The following is a 25,972-nucleotide window of genomic DNA, read 5'->3' as shown; positions in this document are numbered from 1 at the left end:
GCACGCCGAAAGGGCCATTGCGAACATCATGCAGAGGACCGCACGCGGCCTCCCCGTCCATTGACCGGCTCGGCTGCCCCTCGCGGTTCGCAGGGCGCCTTCAAGCAGAGCAAGCGAAGCTCTCAGCAAACGACTCACCAAATGTTTTCGGGCATCAGATACGCGACCCCGAGACAGCAGCCTCAGTGGGGGCTCAGCACGATGGCGGCGCGGCCGCCACCGGTGGCGATCACGCCGGCCTGCACATTCGCGCTCATGCTGTTCAGGAAGCTCAGCGCGGCGGCCTGCCCCGCCGTGCCGATGGAAGCGGTGCTGAAGGCATCGGGCAATGCATTCAGAACGGCGGTGCGCAGCCGGCTGTCCGGCTGCAGCATCACGGCGTTGGCGATGTCGTTGGCGAATTGTGGATTGGCAACCGCGAAGGCCGCCAACTGGTTCGCAAGATCATGCACGATGGCTGCGCGGTCGGCGTCGGACACGCAGGGTGTGCCCGGGACGGGGGGCCGCGTGACGGGCGTGCGGCTGAATTCCGGCAGGCACGGCGCATTGTATCGGGTGGCGGCGGTGGCGAACATCAGCACCACCTGCGCACGCGCAGCGGCCGCGCTGGTGACGGTGATGGCCTGGGCCGACGCATTCTGCGCGAGGCCGCACAAGGCCAATGCCAAGGCGGCGAAAAACACGGAACGGAATGCCCATTGCATGAAGCGCGCCCCCCAGCCCAATCCCGGCATCGGCTCAGCCGAAAGCACGTACGCGTGTTGTATGTAAGTTTTAAGTCCGTAGCGGGGTGCGGGGTAATATTCCACGCGGTTTTTGCAGCCAATCGAGAGGGCAATGCGCGTTATTGGTGTGGTTCGCGCTGCCGGGACCTTCAGGCGGTAGCCAATGTCTACCGGCGTTCCAGCGCCTTCAGGACACCTTCCGAAAAGCGCCCCGCCATGTCCTCTATGGTATAGGTCGCGGCGATCTGCCTGGCGCCGCGGGACAAGCCGGCCAGCCGGGCCGGATCGCCCCTCAGGAGATCCCCGACCGCCTTCGCGTAAGCGTCCGCGCTGGTCCACGGGCGCGCGACGAGGCCGCTCGTCCCATCGTCCATGTAGGCGATTTCGGGGCTGTGAAAGGGATAGTCGGTGGTGACGACCGGCAGCCCTGCGGCGCCTGCGTCCAGCACCGCAAGGCCCACGAGCCCGGGCATCAGAAACGCTTTCGCCAGCGCCATCAGCTCCGCCTTGTCGGCGCCGAAGCGCGGCCCCGTCACCTTGAGCCAGGGTCGGGTGGATGCGGCCCTGGCCGCGACCGGCGCATCGACACCCCCGCCGACGATGATCAGCTCGAAATCAGGGATGAGGGCCCGTATCCGGTCCGCGGCGGCGATGACGAAGTCCAGGCGTTTTTCCGGGTAAAGGCCCCCGACGAAGATCGCGATATGGCTGCCGAGGAGGTCCAACTCCGCCCGCCTTGCGGCAAGCCGCTCGGGCGTGACGGCGGCGGAAAGGCGCGCCGCCTCGCCTGTATCGATCGCATTGTTGAACACCGTGATGCGATCCGGCGGAAAGCCCAGGGAAGCGATGTGGCGCCCGCCTTCCTCCGTATAGGCGAACCACCAGTCCACCCGGGTGGCCCAGAAGCGCTTCCACCGCTCGCCGCGGCTGCCGGGATCTGCTGCCTGGAAATTGCGGCCATGGCCCCAGAACGCGATCTTCCGGCGGGGGGAACGGTGAAGCGACTGGAGAAAATAGTTCGTGAGAACCTTGTTCTCCTGGGGGATGATCAGAAGGTCCGATTGCAGGATCGGCTTCGGCAGGGCTTGAACGACCGACTGCTTCCCGAGAATGTCCACATAGACAGTCTTCACCTCGCAATAGTGCGGCAGAAGCACCGAATCCGCCGTCGAGCGCAGGTTCGCCGGAGGGCGCCCGGCCGCCACCACATAGTCGATGCCGCTGCGGGCGAGATGCTCCTGCACCAGCGCGTGGAAGCGCACGCGATAGGAATTGACCACGAGGCTGAGGAAGCTGACCCTCATGGCCTGGCTCCGCTGTCGCGCGCGAGATACGTGCCGTAAAGGGCTTCATAATCCCGCGCCATGCGCGCTGCGGAATAGGCCTGCTGCGCGGCGGATATCTGCGCTTCCGCGCCGGCGTTCAGTTCGGGCAGCTTTTCCAGGCAGAGACGCAGCGCGTGGGTGAGGGCGGCGGGGTCCTCCGCCGGAACCCGCAGCATCTCGTGGGTGGTCGGCACGTCGCATATGCCGGGTGCGTCCGACATCAGTGTGGGGACACCGGCCATGCGGGCTTCCAGGGCGACGGTGGGAAAGCCTTCATAGCGCGACGGGACGATCATCAGGTCGAAGGCGGCCATGAGGCGGCGTGCATCCGCCCGCGCGCCGTGAAAGCGCACGGGTAGCCCAGCCGCCCGTGCTTCCAGGGCGTTCCGCTCCGGACCATCGCCGATGACGTGGACCTCGATCTGACGCGCGCCTCCCTCGAGGCGCTCAACTGCATCCAGCAGGAGGTCGAGGCCCTTCTGGCGGTCCATCCGCCCGACAAAGCCCAGGCGGAGCCGGTCGGGCGCGAGGCCGAGGATTGTCTCCGCCTGCGCTTTCGCTCGCAGGTCGCTCTCCTCCGGCGGGACGATGCCGTTGGGCACGACGTCGACGAAGTTCGAGGCGGGCAGGCCGAGTCGGGCTCTCAGCGCGAGGTAGGCGACCTTTGCGCCTTCACCCACGCACACCACCAGATCGTCGCGAAACCGCCCCTCGACCATGCGCGGAATGATGGTCCGGCCGGGCCAGAGAACGGTGTTGTGGATGGTGCGCGCCTGGGTGAACGGCATCGCGCGGCGCACAAGGCTGACGAAGAAATCCGGAATGTCCGTATGACTGTGCACGATGTGCGGACCGAAGTTCCGGATGGCGCGGCCAAGCCTTGCGAGGGCGCCCAGCATCTGCGGTCCTTTCCCGCGCAGGCCGATCTCGATGGTCTTCACCCCGCCCGCCGCCAGCAGCCGCAAATTCTCCTGCCGAATGGTCTCGTACGCAGGCTGCACCCCGAAGATACCCACCACCAGGACATCGTGATGCCGCGCAAGCTCGGTCGCGAGCGAGAATGCCACCCGCTCGGCGCCTCCCATGCCGAAGCTCGTGACCACGTGCAGGATCTTCAGCATCTGAGCGCCCCCTCCGCGCCGGTCTCAGGAGGGAATGGAAATGCCAAGGCCGCCGCCGGGATGCCAGTGGCCTTTGGGTTCCTCGCGCCAGAACAGGAAGCGGCGGCCATGCTGCCGCGACCAGAGGGCGAGCTCGTCCGTGACATGGGCATTGTCCGAAACCACCAGAGCGCCGGGCGCAAGCAGGGGCGCGATGGCCCGGTATTCGGCCGCCTCATAGGCGGAGGAATGGTCGCTGTCATTGATGAAGAGGCCAATCTGATCGAGCGTTGCCAGGGTCTCGATGCTGTCGCCATAGGCGACTTTCCCAACCTCCGCATAGGGGCCATCGAGGAAGCGCCCCGCCGCGGGATTGATGTCGGTGCCCACAAACCGCCCATGGCCATTCTTCAGCAAGGCCGCGCAGAGCACGACGGACCCGAGGCCCTTGTCCACGCCCGTCTCGACGATCAAGGCGGGCTTTACGATGCGGGCCAGGGCGTACCATCCCAGTCGCCGGCCAAAATCGACCCGCATGTCGGCCGTGGAGCGATAGCGGGCGACATGGCCCAGGATATGGTCCCGCAGCTGCGCTTCGTTCAGAAGTTCTGAGAAATAGGTCTCGACAACTTCGATATCCACATGGGTCGCAAGAGCAATGAAGTGGGCCAGATAGTGTTGGTTGAGGTCCGTCAGCGAGTAGGTGAAATTCGTGTCTTCGCGCGACGTGAACAGCCATTTGACCATGCGTACGAGCGGCTGGCTCGCCAGGGGTATGGAGCGAAAGGCGCGCCGGGGAATGTTCACATAAGGCCCGATCGGCGAGGCGCGGACGGCGCGAAGCACGGGTTTGATCTGCATGTCCATTCCCCCCTGAAACCTGTACGCAGCCGGCATTGTCCCGTCACTGGAGCGGGGTCTGTTCCCTTCGAACAGCGTGATGGTCGGCAACCACGGAACGGTAGATGTCCATCAGCGCGGCGAACCCCACCTCCGGCGACAGGGCGCGCTCATAGGTGCTGCGCGCCTGCGCGCCGAGCCGGTGCTTGTATGGCCTGTCCCGCCCCGCAAAATCATCCGTCAGGCGCCGCAGGGCCAGCGCGTCTCCCGGCGGGAACAGCAGGCCGTTCATGCCATCGGCGACGATGTCGGGCAGCGCCCCGAGGTTCGATGCGATGACCGGCGTCGCGAGCGCCATCGCCTCCACCAGCGACAGGGGAAAGTTCTCATACCAGACCGAGGGCAGGATGAGGGCTTCGGCCGAGGCCACCGCCGCGAACATTTCGGATCGGGAAAGCCCGCCGCCGAGATAGCGGATTGCGGGGTTGAGGGCGGCCGCGGCGGCGACTTCGTGCGCCAGAGGCCCATCGCCCACGATCGCCAGCGGGCGGGGATTGTCCCGCCAGGCTTCGAGAAGGGTGGAAACGCCCTTCTCCGGGCTGAGCCGTCCCACGAAGACAAAGCCGTTGCGGATGGCGGCCGGGCCGATAAGGCCTGATGGATCGGCGATGAAGTTGGGCTTCACCGCGATGCGGGCGGCGGGGAGGCCAGCGCGGATGAAGATGTCGCGGGCGAACGCGGTGAGGGCGATGTAGCGCGCCACGTATCGCTGCCATGTGCCGATGCTGCGATGGATGCCGATCATGGCGGCGACCGCCGCCGAGCCGGCACGCGAACCGCGATAGCAGCGGTGCTGCACGGCGCGCCAGGGCAGATGGCCGACACAGGCCTCGCAAGGCTTGAGGTCCCTGAGCAGGAAGCCGTTCGCGCATGTCACGCGGAAATTGTGGAGGGTCCACACCGCCGGCACCCCCGCCGCCGCGCAGGCGCCGAAGATGGACGGGCTCAGCAGGGGAAAGAAATTATGCACATGGACGACATCCGGCCGCGCATCGGCGATGGCGTGGCGCATGAGGGCGCGGCCCTGCGGGCTGTGGACCGCGCCGGCGGCTGCGCCGAGCGCCGCCCACGAACCGCTGATCTGCGTGTTCGACACCTCCAGCGTCGCGACCTCATGGCCGCCGGCTTTCAGAACGTCGCGCTCCGTCTCAAAGACTACGTCCTCGCCGCCGACCCGCTGGTAGCGGTTATGGACCAGAAGGATTTTCATGGCGCGGCGCGGGCCTTCTCCAGAGAGGAAGGCATCCCGAGATGGCCGAGAATGTCCAGAAGGAGCCCTCTGTGGAACAGGCCGTAATAGGCGACCGTCGCAAGGCCGCAGGCGGCCACTTCCAATGCAAGGCTCAGGGGCATTGAAATCGGGCCGCTCGCGGCCTGCGACACGCTCCAGCCCACGGCGCCGGATAACAGGGCCGCGACGGCGCCCGGACGCATCCATCCCGCCATCTCCCAGAGGCCCGTCTCTAGCCGCTGCCCGGCGCAGTGCATGGAGAGGACAAGCCACAGAAGGCTTGCGGCGGCCATTCCGGCTGCGGCCCCGGCAAGCCCGAAAAGGACGGCGCCGCCTGCCATGGCAACCACCAAGGCCAGCGTGCTCACGACCTGGATGCGGGTCTTCTCCCGGAACAGCTGGGCGGCTTCGTTGAGGATGCTGAAGATGACGCCGGTCATGATCGCCCAAGTAGACACGGCGAGGAACGGCACCAGTTGCGCGCCCTCAAGCCATTGCGGCCCGAGAACCACCCCGACGAGGTCATGGCGGCAGGCGATCATGCCGGCGGCCACCGGCGAAGCAAGGGCGGTGGTGAGCGTGACGACCTTCCGGAACGCACGCAGGAGCCGCTCGCGGTCCTCCTTCACCAGCACGAGGCCGGAGATCAGCACCCGCGTCAGCGCGTTGACGGAAATCTCCACCGGCAGCTGGATCAAGGCATAGATCCGGTTGAAAAGACCCAGCTGCGCCACGCCAAGCAAAGCCGGCACGAGAAGCGAGGGGATCTGCGCATTTGCGATCTCGGACGCCGTCATCTGCGCGGTGAGCCAGAGCTGCTTCAGGAGCTTCACCAGTTCCGCAAGATCGATGCGCAAGTCGAAAGGATGGCGGGCGGCGAGGCCGACATAGGCGGCGGAGACGAGCGCCTGGACGAGGGCTCCGGCGGCGAGCGCATAGGCGCCCCAGCCCGCAAAGGCGCACAGGACGGCGACGAGGCCGGTGCCGAGGATCTGGCCGGAAAGATCCCCCAGCACGATGGGCCTGAACTGCAACTGGCGCCGCAGCGTCGCTCTGGCCCCCACCACAAATGCGCCCGGAAAACTGGCGGCAAGAACCACGAGCGCCAGCCATTCGTGGTGCGGAAACCCGCCGAGCCAGCTCACCAGCCAATGGGCCGCAAGGCCGATGGCCGAGGCTGCGGCGACGAGAAGGGTGTGCAGGACCGCAGGCGCTGCAGCGCGCCGATCATCGGGGCCAACGGTCAGCAGCCGTTCCAGGCTTCCCAGGACGAGCGCGCTCGACAGCCTGGAAATCGACGCCGCCAGCGCGAACAGGCCATAGTCTTCCGGCGTCAGAAGGCGCGCGAGAACAACCAGGATGAGCCCCTGGACAAGCATGCCGGCAATGCTGGCGAGCACCGTGATCCGGACGGCGGAAACGGCGCGCCGTGTCAGCGGCTCGCTCACCGTTTCGACTGCCGTTCCAAATGCACGTCCCGGCATTGCGCGAAGGCGCGCGCATACACGATGTCCGCTTCCAGATTGTCCTTCACCCATTGCTGGGCGGCCAGCCCTTCCTCCCACAGGTGCTCATCCGGGCGGCTCAGCAGCCACGACACGCATTCGGCCACCTCTTTCGGGGTCTTGCCCGTGTAGAATCCACGGCAGCCAGAGAAGATATGCTCGTATCCCGGCTGGTAGGATGTGACATGGGGGACGCCCGCGGCAAGAAATATGGGAACCCTGTCTGAGAAATAATAAGGAAGATGCGGAAAGTTGTTCCAATGCACTGATACGCGCGCTTCTCGAACCGCATCATGCTGTTCCAGATACGGCAGCGGGCCTTTCGAAGACCGGAGTTTCTCCCAGCCTGCACCGTGCAGCGCAAACCTCTCCCCGTAAGCTTGCGAGAGCGCCTTGAACAATTTGTATCGCGTGCGGCCGCCGGGAAGGAACAGGAATTTCAGTCGCGCTCTGCGCCACGCATTTCCAACAGCGATGATGTCGTATTTCTTTTCAGTATTTGGCGGCGCAATGGGAAATCTCATTTTATCGAAGCAATGCGGCATGTAAAATACCTTTCCATTGCTCAACTTGGAAAACTGATCTGCCACGTAGCCGAGGCTCACCACGAAGTTGAGGTGGGAGGCACCCAGGATGTGCCGCATGGGCTCGTCGATCTTCTTTACAAGGCGGCCGTAGGCATCCCCGTCCTGATAGGCAAGCGTTGCCATCGGGGCCCGCTTTAGGGCGTCTCTCCATAAGTCCTTGTCCAGCGGACGCCTGGTCACGTGCTGAACAAAGATGATGTCCGGTTTGAAGGCTTCGATTTCACTCAGCAATTCGGCGCGAAAGGCGCCGTAGTCCGGGTTCTTATTAAGCCGTTCTATATAACTATAGGTATGAAGATGAGAAATGGAGCCTTTCAGGTGAAGGTGCTTGAATGCGTTGCGGGCGCTCAGCTCCATCTTGGCGGGGTCTGTGCTGCTCAGCTCGTTGGGCAGGTGCAACAGTCTCACGAGACCTCTCCGCGACCGAACCTTGATCTCACGTCCGCAGTCTCGGGCATTGCCGCTTTCATTCGAGATGGGAGGAGGTCACCGGCCCGCTTGGGGCCGACGGGTTGAAGCATCCTTCTGGAGGGGGCGCTCTTGGTTGAGCTGGCAATGGCAAGCGCGAGCATCAGCCCCTGCTCGTTCCGCAAATCGTAGCTATAGCCGAATACGGCGCACATCATCGTCAGAGCCAAGCCCACGCTGGGGCCGGGCAGGTATGGGTTGCTCGGCGTCTTCTTGAGGCGGGTGAGATTGCCGAATGCGGTCAGGCCCAGAAGAAGAACATAGAGGGTAACGCCCACCAGGCCGGCCACCGCCAGATAGCCGTAATACATGCTGTGTACGCCGAGCTCCCAATAGATGCCGCCCCACAACGAAATGAAAATCGTCGGACGCTCCCCCATGGGCAGGCCGAAATATTGCGAGATCCAGGGCCAGCTGTCGAAGTCGACCATGAGGCCTGCCCATATTTCCTGTCGTGTCTCCAGATTTGCGGAACGCCGGAGCAGCCAGTTCTCCATGCCGCTCGGGAGCAGATGCTCCAGGGAATCGTAGGTCAGAAGGTCCGAGGCGGTCACGATCACGAGGCCAAGGAGGGTCATCGTGCCGATGGCGGCGACCCGGAGCTCCCGGGATGGACCCGGGGCAATGGCGAGCACGAGAAGAATGGACAGAAGTCCCGCCGCATTCGCCGTTCCCTGGCCGCTCGCAACTAGTGCAACGCAAAGAACCAGGAGGATGATGCCGTAGTTCAGCCTGACATGGGGGCCCTGCCGGGGCGCTATGGCTCTTTCGGCAGCGAAGATCCCGCCGAATGCAAGCCATAGTGCGCCCGCCGAGGTCAATGCCCGGCCGCCATCATTGATATCGACTTCGCGGATGATGTCGTCGGTGATGAACAGGCTGGCGCCAAATATGGAGCGCAGCGCGACGAGACTTGCAAGGATGATGCTGGAAACAATGACGACGCGGCGAATATCAGCAAAGATGCGACCTTCATCCGGCAGAAGGACGGATATCACCAGCAAAACAATGAAAGCCCCGGTGGAGCGCAGGGCAAAAACCGCGTCATAGGGGGAGACCAGAAGCCCCCTCAGAAAGCCCGCCAGAGTTATCGCGACAAGCGCGATGATGATCAAGGATATGGCGTTGAGCTTTATCTTCTTTAACAGGGCGATGAGGCACGCCACGGTGGACAGGAAAATCACATCGTGGATGGAGAAATTCAGCGCCCCGACATACAGCAGCGTCTGGCTTCCGGTGATTTCCTTGAACAGGACGCAGAAAGAAATGACGCACGTTGTGTATAGAATAATACTGCTCTGAAAGGAGCCTTTCGTCCTTCTTGAATGGCCTGGAGGGTTTCCCCTGCGTGTCGTCACAACTTATGCCTCGGTCTGATGGGCGAGCGGCGGATATGTGATTTGGGTGTTAGCTGGCTGTGGCGAGCAGGTTTATACTGGAGATGGCACTCTTTTCTTCGTAGATTTCACGGTATTTTTGCGCATTGATCTGCATTGAATATTTGCCATCCACATACGTGGAAAGAGCTTTCCCTCTTTCTACGCGTTCATGTAAGGGAATGTCGGTGATCGCGCGGACCGTCTCGGCGATGGCGCCGGGATCTGCCGGAACGAGATAGACGTTCGGCAGCCCTTCAAGCTCGGGCGCAAGACCAACCCGTGTCGTCACGCAGCAAATGCCGGCGGCCGCAGCCTCCAGCAATGCGATGGGGCCGCCCTCGACGCTGGAAGCCGAGATGAAGACGTCGCTTGCGGCAAGCACATCCTTGATATCGGGGACCCTGCCAAGGAAACGGACGCGGTCTTGCACGCCCAGTTCTGAAGCGCGCTCCCCCTCCCCATGGTCCGCATGCCCTTCCCCGCAATGCAGATAAAGCGGTGGCCGGGAGGGGGCGAACCGGAGAAGCGATTCAATAATGACGCTATGGTTCTTCAATGAAGAGCAGTTGCCAATGGATGCGATGACGATATCGTCGTCCTTGATGGACAGGATGCTGCGGGACCTTGCCCGTTGAGCGAGATCGGAAAAGACCACCCTGTCCGGACAGTAACCGTTGCTGATCACCGCCGGCGAATACCCGAACTCCGCCGCCTCGTTATGGCCCACCGTGGTGGAGCAGGCGACCATCGCCACACCCATCTTCGCCATCAACCGTCGCTGAATGCCGCGAACCCGCCTCAGGCGAGGCGGGAACCTGAAGGTGTTGTGGATGGTGCGCACGCAGCGGCCCCCCGCCGCCATCGCGGTCAGGGCTGTCCAGAATGATGCGCGCTCCATGTGGATATGGATGATGGAATATTCATTCTCGCGAATGAAAGAAAACAGTCGCCAGAAATAAGAAGGAGAGGGGCGGAACGGCAAATGGTGCACCTGATATCCGGTGCTTTGCAGGGTTTCCGCATACGCGCCAACGTCTTCGCCCGTGGCGATGATGTGGTGTTCGAAGCCGCCCTCCGAAAGATCCTTGAACGCGGCATTGAGCATGATCTCCGCCCCGCTGAACCGGAGCGACACCAGGATATGCAGGACCTTCCGGCGATCACCCTTCACGATCGGCTCCAAGGGTGACGCTCTCGAGAGGCGGGGCCGGGTCGCCGGCAAGGCCGCTGCTCGGCGGGGCCTTTCGGGCTGTGCCCCGTCCCGTCGCCCACGTTGAGCGCAGATGTGCCGCCAACAGCCGGACATAAGGAGACAGGACGGGAAGGAGGCCGGAAGGGCCAAAGTTCCTGAAATTATAGAAGAGGCTGGGCCAGAAGGGGTGGCCTAGGGGGTGCTCGATGGACCTTAGCCGCCCGCCCAGCGTCAGGCCGGGGTCCAGCCATCCCCTTCGCCTCACCACATTGGCAAGGGTGACGCCCAGATGGCCCGGGGCAACCCAGATGCGAAAGCCCGCGTGGCGCGAGGAGAAGCCGAAATCAAGGTCGGCCAGAGAGTGGCGATAGGCCCTGGGGATATTGCCAACCTTTAGCGCCACCGCCGCCGGGACCAGCACGAAATTGCCGTGCAGGGTGTCGCATTCGCGGGGGGCGTCCGGCCAGGGCTCGATCCGGCGCAGCCGCCAGGGCTTCAGTCCCGAGCCGCGCGCGAGGCCGCCATAGGTGGTGGCGCCGTCCTGGTCCCGCATGGCGCCCACCACCACATGGGCGCCGCCATGGGTGCGCTGGAGGTGCTCCAGAGTGGAGAATGCGCGCCACAGCGCATCGTCGAGAAGCAAAGCGTCGTCATTCATCCAGAGGTAGAAATCATGGCCTTCGGCCAGGGCCGCGCCATAGACGATGCGCATGCCGCCGGCCCAGTATCTGTGGCCGTCGCCCTGGTGGATGATCACATCCGGGAATGCACGGGCCACGGCCGCGCCGGTGCCATCTGTGCTTGCATCGTCCAGAAGATGAACCACGAGCCGCATGTCGGCGGGGCGGCGCTGGGCGAACAGGCGCTCCAGGCAGGCCAAGGTTTGGTCGCGTCGATTGAAGCATGCAATGCAGACAGCAAGACTCGGCATGCCGGCGGCGCTCTCCCGGTCGAATTCTAAAAACCTGCGAGAATTGCGCAGGATAACACGCTGAACATGTCCGAGCTGCGACGCTTCTGACCGGCGCCACTTCAACGGGTTGAACGGGTGCCCGGCTTATTTCCCGGTGGGTGCCTTCGCCCTGATCCGGCGGATGGCGCGGCCCATTTCCTCGGCCGCGGCGGCCATGAGAAACTGCGGGGCCAGCAGAAGGTAGCGGCGCCAGAGACGGCCGGGCTCGCTCGCCAGCCTGTGCAGCCATTCGAGGCCGTGATCGCGCATCCAGGGCGGCGCGCGCCGGATCGTCCCGGAATGAAAATCGAACGCCGCGCCGACGCCGAGGAAGACGCCCTGGCCGATGCGCGGGGCGGCGCGGGAGATCCAGGCTTCCTGCTTCGGGCTGGAAATCCCGACCCAGACGAAATCCGCCCCGGATTTCCGGATGAGGTCGAGTTCCGCCAGCCCGTCCGTGTCGAAGGAGGCGGCAGGATCGAACGCCCGCATGGGCGGGGAATGAACCCCCGCGACCCTCAGGCCGGGATACCGGGCTTCCAGCCTATGCGCCATCTCTCCGGCGACCCCGGGCTTGCCGCCGTAGAAGAAGTGGGTGCGGCCGGTTTCAAGGGAGGCCGCGCAGACCGCATCGACCAGATCGGCACCGGCTACGCGCCCGATCTCCCCGCCGAAGCCCCGCAGGCGTCCGATCCAGACCAGGGGCGTGCCATCCGGCACCACGAGGCTGGCATGCTCGTGCAATCGCTGCAGCGGCTCATCCCTGGAGATCAGCATCAGGCTGGGCGCGTCGCGCACGAAGACGGAGTGGGGCCCTCCCTCCTCGGCCCACCGGCTCAGGAGCGATGTCGCGCGCGGGAGGTCGATCACATCCACGCGGACGCCCAGAATGTGCATGCGGCCCGGCAGTGTGCCGTCGGTGCCGCCCTGTGGCGTCGGCATCTCCAGATGTCGGGCACTGTGCATGGGGCGAGGCAGCCTTGGGTTCAGGAGCGCGGGCGCCTTGGCGGCCGCGATTGCGGGGCGGCCGTCATTTTGCGGGTCGCAGCCCTTTCGCGGACACCTGCATGAGCCGGCGCGTCTCCCCCTGGAGCCGCAGAATGGTGAGCTTGCCGGTCATGCACGCGCCGGTGTCGATATTGATCCGGTTGTCGCGGACGTCCGGCTCCATGACCGGGGTGTGCCCGTGAACGATGAACTTGCCATGGGATTTGCCGCTGGATGTGAACGCCTCGCGGATCCAGATGAGGTCTTCGATGGCCTGGTCCGACAAGGCGACGTCCGGCCGCACGCCGGCGTGGCAGAAGAAATAGTCGCCGAGCTCGAAGCTGGAGCGCAGGTTTTCAAGCCATAGGCGGTGGCGCGGGGGCAAGGCGGCGCAGAAGGCGCTGCGGGCTTCCGCGATGTTCGTGCCGCGCTGCAGGCCCCGCACGTCGACGCCGTAGGAGAAGAGGGTCGGGAGACCGCCAAAGTCGCACCATTGCAACAAGGCCGGGTCGGACTCCCATGCCTGGCGCATGATGTATTCGTGGTTGCCGAGCAGCGCGACGATCGGGGTTGGAAAATCCCCGGCGCTGAGGCGCTCGATCACATCCGCCGAGTTCGGGCCGCGGTCCACATAGTCGCCGAGAAAGACCGTGAGGGTGTCCGCCCCCGGCGCGTCGGCCATGTCCTTCGCGATCGCCTCTGCCGCAAGCTGCAGGAGATCTGCCCGGCCGTGGAGATCAGCAATGGCATAAACGAGCCGGTTCTCCGGAAGGCAATGTTGAACAGCCACCGGTTCCGGGCCTTTGAAAAGAGATCGGGCGCGACGAAGCATGGTCTAGGATAGCCGGGCGCGGCGGGCGCTCCAACGTGTCCGAAATCTCATATGGCCCTGGCACATGTCAGATCTGACCGCGGGCGGAAATCCGCACGATATTCTGGACGAAGCTGTCGGTGGGAATATTGGAATCAACGTTTGTGTATGTGTAGTTGAGGTTGATGCCCCAGTTGTTCACAAGCATGTAGGTCAATCCCGCCATCAGGCCCCACTGGTTGTCGACCCGCGGCTGGTTCACATAGTCCGCATGCAGGTATGACACGCCCGCCACGGAGGAAAGCTGCCGGGTGATTTCATACGTGCCGGTGAGGGCAATGTTGGTGTTCTTGGTGACGTAGGAATTATAGATGCCGATATTGTCGGTGGTGAAGGCCAGGGTCGGCGCGGAAACGGCAACCGACTGGTCCACCGTGAAATTCACGGTGATGAGGCGGGTGGGATACCAGGCGAGGATCATGCCGAGCACCGGCATGTCCACATCCCCGAAGGAGGCGTTTCCGAAGTCCTGGACCTGATAGCCGCCGTAGATCTCGCCCCGGAACAGCCCGATCCGGTCGGTGCCGATGCCGCCGATGAGGCGCACGCCGTTGGAGTCAAAGAGGCTGTTTTGATACTGCCACCAGTTTACCTGTGGCTCGAGGAAGACATAGATAACCGGAGAAATTTCGTATCCGACGCGGCCCGTGAGCGTATAGGTGGTGCCATCTGGGGAGTTCACCGTGAAGGCCTGGCCCGATACGGCGCTCGGATCGGCATAATCCAGGTGCTTGATGCTTGCGCCCAGATCCACGAAGGCCCGACCGATTTCCTTGTGCACGCCCATGGAGCCGAAATACTGGTTATAGCCTTCGGGGCTGCTGTAAATTGTTTGCCCGAGGGGGACGTTTCCGGCGCCGCCCGGGTAATAAATCCCGCGGTAGTAATCCAGCTGGGTGCGAAAGATCATATCCCGCTGGATTTCCCAGAGATTGACCATGCCGCCGCGGCCGGTGACGGTGTCGGCCTTGCTGGTCGTCTCGTAGAAATCGGCGTTCAAGGCGCCATAGAGGCTCGTCTTGACCAGCCCGCTGGACCGCTCGGCGACGATGGTGGGCGCGACGCCGAAGCCCCAGCTGCCCACCTGGTTGGTCTCTGTGCCGAACAGGTTGTCGTTGTAGAGCACGCCGGCGTTGAGGGTGCCGTTGATCAGCCAGTCCCCAAGCTGGAACGTGTGCTCGTCGGGCTTGATCAGGGTCTGTCCAGCCGCGGACTTCTTCGACCCGAACTCTCCCCAATCATTGGCGAAAACGGTGGGGACCGGCGTGCCGGAAGCCTGCACCACCTGCGCCGCGACGGGCGCGGAACCCATGGCCAGACAGGCAAGAAGCGAACATGACAAGCGAGCGGGCGCGCGGTGCGCCCACCTCAAACCTTTCATTCCGCCGTTGGATTGCAACGTCGACGCCCCCAGCCACCTGACGAAACGCGGTAGCCCCAGCGTTTCGTTGGAGGTCTAACAAGTTTTATATTGGGTATCAAGTGGGGCAGTTTAGGTCATATGCCCTCAAATCAGGCAAAATGTCCAAGTCAACATTGTCGTATTTTTGTAATCATCAACATTATGTTGTGTATATATTGGAGCCACTAAATTTCATCGAGGTGTGAACGCTGGCGGATGCGAGGGCTTTCTGATGAACGGAAGCTTGCGGCGTTAAGTTTCGCGGCAGCGGTAAGGCTCAAGTTATTTGGCGCGTATTGGCGCTCTGCATGGGTCTGTTCAGAGCTCTTGCGGCCTGTGCCCCGCGTGAGCGTCAAGACCTTACCGTCGCCAAGTTGCAGTTTCTGAAGGGCCTGCATGCGCGGGCCGGGCGGCACCGGCTAGAGGCGCAGCAAAGTCCTCAGTCGCCTGAAGACCCAGCCCGGCAGCTCGCGGGCCAATCGCTTTCCGGCGATGGCGTCATAGGACGCCATGCGCTCGTATTTTTCAGGATGCACTGCGTCGAGAAGGATGGGCGACGCGTAAAGGGTTCTTTGCGCGTCTGTTGCAATGTCGATCTTTGCCCTGTTGTCGCGGCGAACATAAACAAATGTGTTCTGCCGATACCAGTAATGGATATCCCGGTTCAGCCAATGCTTCGGCCGGACAAGGTCGAAGACGTCAAATCCGGCGGCGGAGAATTTCGATTGCCACCAGGACGGCCATTGCTCGTTCACATGCCGATAGCCGCCTTGGAGGGGAATAGCGGCGCTGAAGAGCACGATATCCGCGCTCGCGGTGAGCGAATTAACCAGGATGTCGGAAAACGCGCCGTCTAGATGCTCCGCCACCTCCAGGCAGACGCTCATGTCGAACCGCCGTTCGAGATTCAGCGACTCCGAGAGGTCGCGCACCCGGTAGAGTTGCGGATCGATGAGCAACTCCTCGGCCTTGTTCCAGGGCCCGTCCACCGCAAGGCAATCCTCGACACCGGCATGGATCGCCGCCTGCGCCCAATGGGCGTTGCCGCAGCCGACTTCGAGCAGGCTCCTGACCTGGAAGAGCGACATGAGATCGGGCAGGATCGTCCGCGCGGAATGGGCCGTCTTGTCGGAATAGACCTTGTGCCATTCCACGGCATACATGACGTCCCGGCTCCGACCGAATATGGATGGTGACGCGCTTTTAACGGCAGGAGCGCTACGGCGCGATGTCATTCCGCCGAATGGCCCCGAGCAAAAGAACCGAAGCCGCTAGGGCAGGTCGATGTCTTCCGCTTTCCAGGAACTTTCATGTTAGGAAAGAGGATTGAAACCCGCCGCGCCAGCGGATAGGGCCAGTGCGATGCAGCCGTCATGGGGGTCACCCTTGTGGCGGTGATCCGACGGGACAGCCCTCTGACGCCAATCTCCATTTCCTGCCCGCCATCGTCGGCCCACAAAGAAAGAAGAGGTCCATCATGGATGCCAAGACTGACCGCAGCGATGTTGTGAAGACCCCCTTCCGTGTGGAAGAGGCGACCATAGACGCGCTGCACGCGGCGATCCGGAGCGGGGCCACCACCTGCCTCGATGTGGTGAAGCAATATGTGGCGCGGGTCCGGGCCTATAATGGCGTGTGCACCCGATTGGTCACGGCGGACGGGGCGCCCGTCCCGGCGGCCGAAGGCACCGTGCGCGGCGGTTCGCCCATCGCCTTTCCGCAGGAAACGGTGGCGGCGGCGGACATCCTTCCCGATTTCGCGCGCTATGCCGGCCCCCCGCTGGAATATGGCCGCATGGAGCCCACGTCCTCGGACCCCTCCGTGCTCCAGCAATATGGCTGGGTCACCGGCATCCCCGATGCCAGGCAGGTGAACGCGCTGGCCACCCTTAACATTCGCGGCGAGCGCTCGGTCACCTGCAAGGGGGATTTCGACCTCCACCCGTCCAAGGGTCCGCTGCCGGCCGGCGCGCCGCCCATGTGCGAGATGTTCCGCCATCTCCCCGACGCGCTGGAGCAGGCGGCGGCGTTGGACGCGCAGTACGGCACGAATCCCGACCTTGAGAAGATGCCCATGTACGGCGTCGTCTTCTCCTTCAAGGATGCCTTCGACGTGAAGGACATGCGCTCCACCGGCGGCGGTGATGCGGCTTATGATATCGACGTGCCGGCCCGCGACCATGTGCTGGTGGACCAGCTCCGCAAGAAGGGCGCCATCATCTTCGCCAAGGCGGTGATGACCGAATATAACGGCCGCGGCGGTGACCCGGGCGGCGCGCACGAGCCGACGAAGGTCCTGCCCTCCGTGCTCGGCTATCAGCGCTCCTCCTGGGGCGGCACGCCGGGCAATCCCTACGACACCACCCGCTCGGCCTCGCTCGGCTCCTCCTCCGGCTCGGCGCTCTCGGTGAGCACCAATCTGGTGATGGCGAGCCTGGGCGAAGAGACCCGCGCCTCGTGCCGCGGTCCGTCCAACCACAATGCGGTTGCGCTGCTCCTGCCCCACAAGTCGCTCATCGGCTTCGACGGCGGCGCCATCGGGGCGGACATCTATGTGGACCGCACCGGCATCCACTGCCGCGCCATCGGCGACTGCGCCAAGGTGCTGGACGCGCTGAAGGACGACGAGGAAGGCTATTACGACCCGCGCGACGTGTTCACCACCGTCCCGCGCTCGTCCATCCTGCCCTCCTATGCCGTCCACGCCGCGGCGCCGGCCCCGCTGAAGGGCCTGCGGCTCGGCATCATCCGGGAATCCATGATCATCCCGCCGGGCTCCAAGACCGAGGTGCCCATCGTCGAGGCGGCGGACCGGGAGATCAAGGCGGTGCTGCGCGACGCGCTCGGCGCGCAACTCGTGGAATCCGCCCACGCGCACTGGACGCCTGATCCCGAGATCGAGCCCATGAACGTGGACTTCCGTACCGCGCTCGCCCGCATGGTGCCGGTCTTCATGCCCGAGCTGCTGTTCCGCCTGAAGCTGGACGGCACGCCCTTGTTCGAGGAATTCGCCGCCGCCATCATCCCCACCGAGTTCATGCCGGGGAAGATCTTCGGCTCGGGCACCATGCGGCCCATCGACTATTTCGTGGCGCTGGCGGAAGGGAAGATCACGCCGCCCGCCAATTTCGATTTGATGAGCGTGCAGCAGCAGCAGCTCGCCAACGCCTTCCAGTTCCACATCCACCAGTATCTCGGCCGCCGCGCGCAGGACTGGAAGGCGCTGGGCTTCGAGGAGACGCTCACGACCTTCGCCGCCCTCAACGCGCGCTCCAAATTCTGGGGTGACGACCAGCGTGCCGCGTTCAAGAACTGGGAAGATGTGGTGGACATGCGCAACCGCTTCGACCAGCGGCAGGGCGTGAACGAGCGCATCATGCTGCGGGAACTGCTGCGGCGCGTGGACATGATGGTGATCTACGAGAACAAGCTCGATGCCCTCGTGCGCCTGCACACGCCGTTCGCGCCGGCCAAGATCGGCGGGGCGCGGCAGCCGCGCACCATGTTCGGCCTGGACGCATCCCGCGACCAGAACCTCCTGCCGGAATCCTTCGACGGACCCAATGCCGGCCTCACCGAGGCCCTGGTGCCGGCGGGATACGTGACCACGGTCTACGATCCCGTCCACGAGCTCCTGCCGGACGGCTCCCGCTGGACCTCGCGCGCCTCCGAGGAGCCGACGCAGATCCCGGCGCCGGGCCTGCCCTTCTCGCTGGTGTTCCGCGCCGAGCCGGGCCGGGAGGACATCCTCCTGAAAGTGGCGTCCGCCTACGAGGCGGCCTCTCGCCGCCGCGTCCCGCCGCCGGCTTTCGGGCCCCTCTGAGGCGGGTCAGATCGGCCCGCCAAAGGCCATTTGCACCGCGCCGGGCGTGGTGATGCCATTGGCGATGAGGAGCTGGAGCAGGACGCGGGCCTTCGCCGGCCCGTAGAAGTCCGACGCGACGAAGCCCAAAGCGTCGTCCGGCACCTCGATGTTGCGCATCACCGGCCCCGAGCCCGTGCGGCTCGCGCGCACCACGACGATGCCGGCGGCCACCGCCTCCGACAGCGCGGCGATGGCCGCCTTGGCGGCGTTGCCGTCGCCGACGCCGGCCAGCACGATGCCCTTGGCGCCCGCCGCCACCGCGCCCCGGATCTCCCCGTCATCCATGCCGGCATGGGCATAGATGATGGAGACGCGCGGCAAAGGCGGGGCGGGGGGCAGAATGTACGTGACCGGGCGGCGGGCCGCCCGGCGGAAGAAGACGACGCCATTGGGCGTCACATGCCCCGCCGGGCCGAAATTCGGCGAGCGGAAGGTCTGCACCTCCATGGTGCTGCTTTTGGTCACGTCCATGGCGCCATGGATCATGTCGTTCAGGACCACCAGCGTGCCCCGGTTGCGGGCCTGCGGCGCGGTGGCCACCAGCACCGCCTCTAAAAGGTTGAGCGGGCCGTCGGCGCTGAGGGCGGTGGCCGGCCGCATGGCGCCCACCAGCACCACCGGCTTCTCGCCGCTCACCACCAGGTCGAGAAACAGCGCCGTCTCCTCCAGCGTGTCGGTGCCATGGGTGACGAGGACGCCGTCCACATCGTCCCGGGCCAGGAGCGCATCGATGCGCGCGGCGAGCGTGAACCACACCGTCTCGTTCATGTCCTGGCTGCCGATGGTGGCGACCTGCTCGGTGCTGATGCGGGCGATCATCTCCAGGCCCGGCGCGGCGGCCACCAGCTGCTCCGCCGAGATCTGGCCGGCATTGTAGCCGGCTTGAGACCGGGCATCCGAGGCGCCGGCAATGGTGCCGCCGGTGGCAAGTATGACGATATGGGGCAAGGGCGCGGCTCCGGCCGGGGAGGGAAGGCAGGCGAACAGGCGAAGCGGAAAGCATGCAGCAAGGCGGCGCGGCGCATCAAGCCGGCCGGCTTGACGCGGTCTCCCGACCGCCAGACCATGCCCGCCGTTCACGGGACGGGTATTTCATGTTTGATTCCATGAAGATCGAGAGGCGCCTCGACAAGGCGGCGTTCAAGGCGCTGGAGCCCAAGCTCCACGAGGACCTGCTCGACCTCCAGGCGGAGCTGATCGCGGGCCGGAAGCGCAGCATCCTGGTGCTGCTGGGCGGCGCGGACGGCGCCGGTAAGGGCGCCGTGCTCAACCAGCTCTATGGCTGGCTCGATGCCCGCAAGCTGCGCACGCTGACCTATGAGGCGCCCACCTGCGAGGAGAGCGCCCGCCCCGACATGTGGCGTTATTGGCGCGACATGCCCGCCGCCGGGGAGATCGGCATCGTGCTCGGCTCCTGGTATCACGACGTCCTGGCCTCCCACGTGCTGGACGGGGAGGGACGCACGCGCTTCACCGAGCGCCTCAACGCCATCAACCGCTTCGAGGAGATGCTGTGGCGCGAGGGCGTCTTCATCCTGAAGCTGTGGCTCTATCTGGAGCCGCGGGAGGCCCTCGCCCGCCTGAAGGCCCTGCGCGGCAAGCCCGACCGCCCCGTGGTGCGGGAATGGGAGGCGATTTCCGGCAAGAAGCAGCGGCGGCATCTGGAGGCGGCGGCGACGGAGGCGTTCCGCATCACCTCCACGGTGGAGGCGCCCTGGATCGTCGTGCCCTCCGAGGATGATCATTATCGCGACGCCATGGTCGGCCATGCGCTGATGGAAGTGCTGGAGAAGGCGATCCAGCCTCCGCCGCCGCCGGCCCCCGCGCCGGAACCGGTCAAGGCCCTGCCCGACGCGCTGCCGAAGGTGAGCATCCTCTCCAGCCTCGATTTCTCGAACGCACTGCCGGACGACGAATATCGCGCGCGGCTGGACATCCAGCAGCGGCGCATCACGCGCTTCACGCAATCCGCCAAATTCAGCAAGAGCGGGCTCGTCTGCGTGTTCGAGGGGAGCGATGCGGCCGGCAAGAGCAGTACCATCATGCGCTTGCGCCAGGCGCTCGACCCGCGCCATTTCCTGGTCCACCCCATCAGCGCGCCCACGGACGAGGAGAAGGCCCGGCCCTATCTCTGGCGCTTCTGGCGGTCCGTGCCGAAGCGCGGCGATGTCGCCGTGTTCGACCGCAGCTGGTACGGGCGCGTGCTAGTGGAGCGGGTGGAGAATTTCGCCGCGCCTGACGAGTGGGGCCGGGCCTATGGCGAGATCAACGATTTCGAGCACGAACTGTGCGAGGCGGGCTATGTGGTGGTGAAGTTCTGGCTCGCCATCACCCAGGACGAGCAGGCGCGCCGCTTCGAAGAACGCGAGCGCGTCGCCTACAAGCGCTTCAAGCTCACCCCCGAGGATTGGCGCAACCGCGAGAAATGGCCCCTCTACGATGCCGCCGTGACCGACATGGTGGACCGCACCAGCACCTATTACGCCCCCTGGACGCTTGTGACGGCGCAGGACAAGCACTGGTGCCGGGTGCAGGTCCTCACCACCATCGCCGACCGGCTGGAGAAGGCGGCGGGGTAGGGGCGAGGGGCCGTCTTCTGGATTCCCTCTCCCGCTTGCGGGGGAGGGTTAGGGAGGGGGCACCTCAAGCAGAGCCATGGCCTCGGGATTGAGGGCGTGCGCCTTCCCCCTCCCCAGCCCTCCCCCGCAAGCGGGAGAGGGAGCGCATATGACAACGGTTCACAGACCGCCAGCCGCCGCCTTCCAGAACGCTTCCGCTGCCGGCGTCATGCGCGCCTTCGGGCGCAGCAGGCGGATTTCCATGGGGATGTCCCATTCCTCGCCGCCCGCGCGGGCGAGGCGGCCGCCCGGCTCCAGGTCGTCCGCCGCAAGACTGAGCGGAGCATAGGCGACGCCGCGCCCGTCCGCCGCCAGCATTTTCAGCGCCGTGGAAAGATGCGAGGTGAAGACCGGCTTCAGCACCGCCGCTGGCCCGCCGGCCGCGCGGGCCGCCTCCACGATGCGGCCCATGCCGGATTCCGCGCTGAAGGCGAGATAGGGTACCGGGGCCTCCTTCGTGCCCGGCAGGGCATGGAGCGGTCTTCCCTCGCCATCGCGCCCGCAGACCGGGATCAGCGTGTCCGCCCCCAGCGTCACCGAGAGGAAGCCGGAGGCATCCAGCCGGCTCGGCGCGGCGGGGTGGTGGTGGCAGAGGAAGAACTGCCCGCGCCCTTCCAGCATCATGCGCTCGCACGCCTCCATGTTGTCCGCCGCGAGGCGCACCGCGCTGTCCGCCACCGCGCCTTCCAAAGTGCGCAGCCACGCCGGGAAGAAGGTGAGCGACAAGGCATGGGTGGCAAGGAAGGTCAGCTCCCCCGAGGCCCCCCGCGCCGCCTCGACGGCCGCTTTGCGCCCGCGCTGGAGGAGATGCAGCGCTTCTTCCGCCACGGGGTGGAAGGCGTCTCCCGCCGGGGTCAGCGCGAGGCGATGGGTGTCGCGGTCGAACAAAGGCGCGCCCACCCAGGCTTCCAGCGCGCGGATGCGGCGGCTGAAGGCGGGCTGGGTGACATTCCGGCGCTCCGCCGCGCGGGAAAAATTCATGCACTCCGCCAGCGCGATGAAGTCCTCCAGCCACGCCGCTTCCATTCATGCCACCTCGATATGGAACAAGGTGCAATCGGCATAGGGCATTTGCACCGCTGCGCGATAGTGTGCCGCCGTCCCGCTCGCGGACCAAGCAGGGGCCAAAGCCCCAAGGAGGATGTCATGGCGCAGTATCGCATCGCCGCCATTCCCGGCGACGGCATCGGCAACGAAGTGGTGCCCGAGGGCATCCGGGTGCTGGAGGCTGCCGGCAAGCGCTTCGGCATTTCCTTCCAATGGGATCATTTCGACTGGAGCTGCGCCTATTTCCAGAAGCACGGCGAGATGATGCCCAAGGACGGCCTCGACCGCATCAAGGGGCATGACGCCATTTATCTCGGCGCGGTGGGCTTTCCCGGCGTGCCGGACCATGTCTCGCTCTGGGGCCTGCTCATCCCCATCCGCCGCACCTTCCAGCAATATGTGGCCCTCCGCCCCGTGCGGCTGCTGAAGGGCATGACCTCGCCGCTCGCCGGGCGCACGGCGAAGGACATCGACTTCTACGTGGTGCGCGAGAACAATGAGGGCGAGTATTCCGTCATTGGCGGGCGCATGTTCGCCGGCACGGAACGGGAGTTCGCCTCCCAGCAGGCGGTTTTCACCCGCAAGGGCACCGACGCCATCATGCGCTATGCGTTCGAGCTGGCGCGCACGCGGGCGAAGAAGCACGTCACCTCCGCCACCAAGTCCAACGGCATCGTCCACACCATGCCCTATTGGGACGAGCGCTTCGCGGCGATGAGCAAGGATTATCCCGACATCCGCACCGACCAGTACCATATCGACATCCTCGCGGCCCATTTCGTGATGAATCCGGACCGCTTCGACGTGGTGGTGGCCTCCAACCTGTTCGGCGACATCCTCTCCGACCTTGGCCCGGCGGTGGCAGGCTCGCTCGGCATCGCGCCGGGGGCCAACATCAATCCCGAGCGGGAGTTTCCCTCCATGTTCGAGCCGGTGCACGGCTCGGCCCCGGACATTGCCGGCCAGGGCATCGCCAACCCCATCGGCCAGATCTGGTCCGGCGCCATGATGTTGGAGCATCTCGGCCACAAAGATGCGGCGGACGCGGTGGTGGCCGCCATCGAGACCGTGCTGGCGGAGCCGTCCTTGCGCACCCGCGATCTCGGCGGCAAGGCGTCCACCGTGGAGTGCGGGAAGGCCATTGCCGAGGCGGTGGCGGGCTGAAAAAGCGTCGTCATGGCCGGGCTTGACCCGGCCATCTCCCGCTGTTGCGCTCACCGTCGGAAGATCCCCGGATCAAGTCCGGGGATGACGGAGGAGAGGGAAAAATCCTTAGGACTTGAACAGCGTGTGGATCGGCCGCCAAGCCAGCCGGAACGGAGCGGTGAGGGCGTCGGCAAGGCTGCGCTCGCCGTCCCGCGGCGGGCAGGCATAGAGGCGGCGGAAATAAGCGGCGAGCGCCGGCGGCGGCTCGCCCAGACGCACCAGCTGCTTGAAGCTGCGCACCTTGTGGCGCTTCAGCATGCGCCACCAGTAAAGGGCCGCGTCCGGGTCGTCGTGGAGCTGGTCGAACACCTTCTGGAAGATGACGAGCGCCTCGCGCACCTCCAGCGTCCGATCTTCGGGCGTGGAAGGGGGCGGCTCGGTGGAGATGAGGGTGAGCGGCTCTTCCAGATAGGCGAGGCGCGGGTTGAGGCGCAGCGCGCGCAAATGGAGATCCACATCCACCAGCCGCGTCAGGCGCGGATCATACTCCAAAGGCGGCGCGCGGCGGCGGATGGCGGCGCTGGCCGATCCGATCACATCGCCCAGCAGCAGCCGTTCCGGCCGGCGCTTCAGGTCCGCCAGCTGGGCGGGATCGGCGGCGTTGAGGGACGTCTGGCCGGCTTCATCCTCCACCCGGCTCGCGGCGAAGCCCAGCAGGCAGTCGGGGTTCTCGTCCATCAGGGCCACGAACCGCCCGAGCGCATCGGGATGGGCGAAGCGGTCGTGGGGATGCAGCATCTTGATGAGCGGCGCGTGGGACAGGCGGATGGCCTCGTCCCAGTTGCGCGGCGCGCCGAGGGGGTGCGGATTGCGGAAATAGCGCAGCCGGCCGCCGAAATCATAGGTGCGGATCAGCGCTTCCACCTCGCTGTCCGGCGAATCGTCGGTGATCACCACGTCATAGTTGGTGAAGCGCTGGACTACGAGCGAATCCAGGGCCTGCTCAAGGGCGGCCACCTGCCGATAGGCGGGGATGCAGACGGAGACGGCGGGCAAGGCAGGGTTCCGGGGCGAAGATCGCCGCATTCAACCTGCGGCGTGGGCGTGGATCAAGTCAACTGATCCCGTCCGGTTCCGCGTCAGAGGAAATTCATCAGCTCGTTCAATGTCTCCTCCGGCCGCTCTTCCTGCACCAGATGGCCGCAATCCAGCGCGCGGCCGCTTACCTCACCCGCCTTCTCGCGCCAAGTGGCGAGGACGTCATAGAGCTCGCCCACCACGCCGCGCCCGCCCCACAAGGCCAGCAGCGGCGCCTCGATCCGTGCGCGCGCATCGGCCGCGTCATGGACGAGGTCGATGCCGGCGGCGGCGCGATAATCCTCGCAGATGGCGTGGCGCAAAGCCGGGTCCATGTAGCAGCGCAGATATTCGGCGAAGGCTTCGGGCTCGGTGGCGCCGGGGGTCTTGGTCTGGCCGTCGAGATGGCGGCGCAGGAAATATTCCGGGTCGGCGCCGATCATGCGCTCGGGCAGGGGATAGGGCTGGATCAGGAAGAACCACCAGAAATAGCGGGTGGCGAACGCCTTGTCGGTCATGGCGTACATGGTGGCGGTGGGGGCGATGTCGATGACGCAGACCTTCGAGACCGCCTCCGGAAAGTCGAGCGCCATGCGGTGGGCGACGCGCCCGCCCCGGTCGTGGCCGATGAGGGCGAAGCGCTCGAAGCCGAGCCGCGCCATGAGCGCCACCTGGTCCTTCGCCATCTCGCGCTTGGAATAGGCGATGTGGTCTTCGCCGCCCTCGGGCCTGGAGCTGTCGCCATAGCCGCGCAGATCGGACGCCACGACCGTGAAGCGCCGCGCCAAAGCCGGGGCGATCTTGCGCCAGGTCACATGGGTTTGGGGATGGCCGTGCAGCAGCAAGAGGGGCGGCCCCTCGCCGGCCACCGCCGCGCGGATGGTGACGTCGCCCACCGCCACGTCCAGGAGGCGGAAGCCGTCCATGAGCGGGGCCGGGCCGAGTTCCGTTACGCCTTCCAGGGGCATCTTCTCCTCCGCTTTTGTTGGAGCGTACCTTGGCACAGGCGGGGTGGGAGCGCTTATGCCGGGGCGGCATGATTCCATCGCGCTCCAAGCCATAGCGCACCAACCATCGTCATGGCCGGGCTTGACCCGGCCATCCCCTCGGGTCGGGGGGAGATCCCCGGGTCAAGCCCGGGGATGATGTCCGGAAGGAGGCTTACTTCGCCGCCTTTTCCTTGCGCGCCTGCAGGAAGGCGATGATCTCGCCCACGACGCCCCGTCTGAAGAGCGACACCGCCAGCACGAAGATGACGCCCTGGATGACGAGCACCCATTCGCCCAGCGAGGCGAGGTAGTTCTGCATGGTGACGATGATGGCGGCGCCCACCACCGGGCCGAGGATGGTGCCCATGCCGCCCACCAGGGTCATCAGGATCACTTCGCCCGACATCTGCCAGGCGACGTCGGTGAGCGAGGCGAGCTGGAACACGATGGCCTTGGTGGAGCCGGCGAGCCCCGCCAGCGCCGCCGAGAGCACGAAGGCGAGGGTCTTGTATTGGTTCACCCGGTAGCCCAGCGAGATGGCGCGCGGCTCGTTCTCGCGGATCGCTTTCAGCACCTGTCCGAACGGCGAGTGCACCGCCCGGTAGA

At 65.2% G+C, this 25,972-nt stretch carries 22 protein-coding genes; 3 read left to right on the top strand and 19 right to left on the bottom strand.

The genetic code is table 11. The features are described 5' to 3' along the window. Positions 1-182: 182 nt before the first annotated feature. The 14 genes from ABLE91_RS06635 to ABLE91_RS06570 form a co-directional block, all read right to left on the bottom strand. Entirely contained in the window at positions 183-809 is a 627-nt protein-coding gene (locus tag ABLE91_RS06635) for a hypothetical protein (protein WP_348929684.1), read from the bottom strand. 83 nt (positions 810-892) lie between these two features. Next, complete coding sequence (locus tag ABLE91_RS06630; RefSeq protein ID WP_348929682.1) at positions 893-2,029, bottom strand: glycosyltransferase family 4 protein; 1,137 nt, start codon at positions 2,027-2,029, stop codon at positions 893-895. After that, on the bottom strand, positions 2,026-3,171 hold the full coding sequence (locus ABLE91_RS06625; protein ID WP_348929680.1) for a glycosyltransferase: 1,146 nt from the start codon (positions 3,169-3,171) through the stop codon (positions 2,026-2,028). Before ABLE91_RS06625 ends, ABLE91_RS06630 begins: the two co-directional genes overlap by 4 nt. A gap of 24 nt (positions 3,172-3,195) precedes the next feature. Beyond that, positions 3,196-4,011, bottom strand: coding sequence for a class I SAM-dependent methyltransferase (locus tag ABLE91_RS06620; protein ID WP_348929677.1), 816 nt, complete (start codon positions 4,009-4,011; stop codon positions 3,196-3,198). Positions 4,012-4,054: 43 nt separating this feature from the next. Beyond that, on the bottom strand, positions 4,055-5,260 hold the full coding sequence (locus ABLE91_RS06615) for a glycosyltransferase (RefSeq protein ID WP_348929675.1): 1,206 nt from the start codon (positions 5,258-5,260) through the stop codon (positions 4,055-4,057). Next, the gene (locus ABLE91_RS06610; protein WP_348929672.1) at positions 5,257-6,729 is read right to left on the bottom strand and encodes an oligosaccharide flippase family protein; all 1,473 of its coding nucleotides are present in this window, start codon (positions 6,727-6,729) and stop codon (positions 5,257-5,259) included. The genes ABLE91_RS06615 and ABLE91_RS06610 overlap by 4 nt, the downstream gene beginning before the upstream one ends. Then, complete coding sequence (locus ABLE91_RS06605; protein ID WP_348929671.1) at positions 6,726-7,781, bottom strand: glycosyltransferase family protein; 1,056 nt, start codon at positions 7,779-7,781, stop codon at positions 6,726-6,728. The genes ABLE91_RS06610 and ABLE91_RS06605 overlap by 4 nt, the downstream gene beginning before the upstream one ends. Beyond that, positions 7,778-9,199, bottom strand: a complete 1,422-nt coding sequence (locus tag ABLE91_RS06600) for a hypothetical protein (RefSeq protein WP_348929668.1) — start codon at positions 9,197-9,199, stop codon at positions 7,778-7,780. The genes ABLE91_RS06605 and ABLE91_RS06600 overlap by 4 nt, the downstream gene beginning before the upstream one ends. Positions 9,200-9,248: 49 nt before the next feature. Further along, complete coding sequence (locus ABLE91_RS06595; protein ID WP_348929665.1) at positions 9,249-10,391, bottom strand: glycosyltransferase; 1,143 nt, start codon at positions 10,389-10,391, stop codon at positions 9,249-9,251. After that, on the bottom strand, positions 10,381-11,343 hold the full coding sequence (locus ABLE91_RS06590; protein WP_348929662.1) for a glycosyltransferase family 2 protein: 963 nt from the start codon (positions 11,341-11,343) through the stop codon (positions 10,381-10,383). The genes ABLE91_RS06595 and ABLE91_RS06590 overlap by 11 nt, the downstream gene beginning before the upstream one ends. A gap of 126 nt (positions 11,344-11,469) precedes the next feature. After that, positions 11,470-12,306, bottom strand: coding sequence for a WecB/TagA/CpsF family glycosyltransferase (locus ABLE91_RS06585; RefSeq protein ID WP_348929661.1), 837 nt, complete (start codon positions 12,304-12,306; stop codon positions 11,470-11,472). Positions 12,307-12,394: 88 nt separating this feature from the next. Then, complete coding sequence (locus ABLE91_RS06580) at positions 12,395-13,183, bottom strand: metallophosphoesterase family protein (protein ID WP_348929659.1); 789 nt, start codon at positions 13,181-13,183, stop codon at positions 12,395-12,397. Positions 13,184-13,250: 67 nt separating this feature from the next. Next, positions 13,251-14,534 (bottom strand): outer membrane beta-barrel protein, encoded by a 1,284-nt coding sequence (locus tag ABLE91_RS06575; RefSeq protein WP_348929657.1) that lies wholly within the window; start codon positions 14,532-14,534, stop codon positions 13,251-13,253. A 509-nt stretch (positions 14,535-15,043) separates the two neighbouring features. Beyond that, complete coding sequence (locus ABLE91_RS06570; RefSeq protein ID WP_348929654.1) at positions 15,044-15,787, bottom strand: class I SAM-dependent methyltransferase; 744 nt, start codon at positions 15,785-15,787, stop codon at positions 15,044-15,046. A gap of 314 nt (positions 15,788-16,101) precedes the next feature. Between ABLE91_RS06570 and ABLE91_RS06565 the strand changes: the two genes are divergently transcribed. Next, complete coding sequence (locus ABLE91_RS06565; protein WP_348929652.1) at positions 16,102-18,447, top strand: amidase family protein; 2,346 nt, start codon at positions 16,102-16,104, stop codon at positions 18,445-18,447. A 6-nt stretch (positions 18,448-18,453) separates the two neighbouring features. Here the strand turns inward: ABLE91_RS06565 and ABLE91_RS06560 are convergent, their stop codons facing one another. Next, on the bottom strand, positions 18,454-19,437 hold the full coding sequence (locus ABLE91_RS06560) for an asparaginase (protein ID WP_348929649.1): 984 nt from the start codon (positions 19,435-19,437) through the stop codon (positions 18,454-18,456). A 146-nt stretch (positions 19,438-19,583) separates the two neighbouring features. Here ABLE91_RS06560 and pap point away from each other — a divergent pair, with 146 nt between their 5' ends. Then, on the top strand, positions 19,584-21,068 hold the full coding sequence (gene pap / locus ABLE91_RS06555) for a polyphosphate:AMP phosphotransferase (protein ID WP_348929646.1): 1,485 nt from the start codon (positions 19,584-19,586) through the stop codon (positions 21,066-21,068). A gap of 159 nt (positions 21,069-21,227) precedes the next feature. Here pap and ABLE91_RS06550 read toward each other — a convergent pair whose 3' ends face one another. Then, complete coding sequence (locus ABLE91_RS06550; protein ID WP_348929643.1) at positions 21,228-22,133, bottom strand: LysR family transcriptional regulator; 906 nt, start codon at positions 22,131-22,133, stop codon at positions 21,228-21,230. Positions 22,134-22,253: 120 nt separating this feature from the next. Here ABLE91_RS06550 and ABLE91_RS06545 point away from each other — a divergent pair, with 120 nt between their 5' ends. Then, positions 22,254-23,318 (top strand): tartrate dehydrogenase, encoded by a 1,065-nt coding sequence (locus tag ABLE91_RS06545; protein ID WP_348929640.1) that lies wholly within the window; start codon positions 22,254-22,256, stop codon positions 23,316-23,318. Between the two features lie 108 nt (positions 23,319-23,426). Here the strand turns inward: ABLE91_RS06545 and ABLE91_RS06540 are convergent, their stop codons facing one another. From ABLE91_RS06540 to ABLE91_RS06530, 3 genes are all read right to left on the bottom strand, one after another. Beyond that, complete coding sequence (locus tag ABLE91_RS06540) at positions 23,427-24,356, bottom strand: glycosyltransferase family 2 protein (protein ID WP_348929637.1); 930 nt, start codon at positions 24,354-24,356, stop codon at positions 23,427-23,429. Positions 24,357-24,439: 83 nt separating this feature from the next. Beyond that, entirely contained in the window at positions 24,440-25,303 is an 864-nt protein-coding gene (locus ABLE91_RS06535; protein WP_510181926.1) for an alpha/beta fold hydrolase, read from the bottom strand. A 235-nt stretch (positions 25,304-25,538) separates the two neighbouring features. After that, the coding region (locus tag ABLE91_RS06530; RefSeq protein WP_348929631.1) for a branched-chain amino acid ABC transporter permease at positions 25,539-25,972 on the bottom strand (434 nt) is incomplete at its 5' end.

The sequence above is a fragment of the Aquabacter albus genome, from assembly GCF_040049275.1.
Classification (GTDB): domain Bacteria; phylum Pseudomonadota; class Alphaproteobacteria; order Rhizobiales; family Xanthobacteraceae; genus Aquabacter.
The sequence above is the reverse complement of the archived record's forward strand: the minus strand, read 5'-3'. Positions and strand labels throughout refer to the sequence as shown.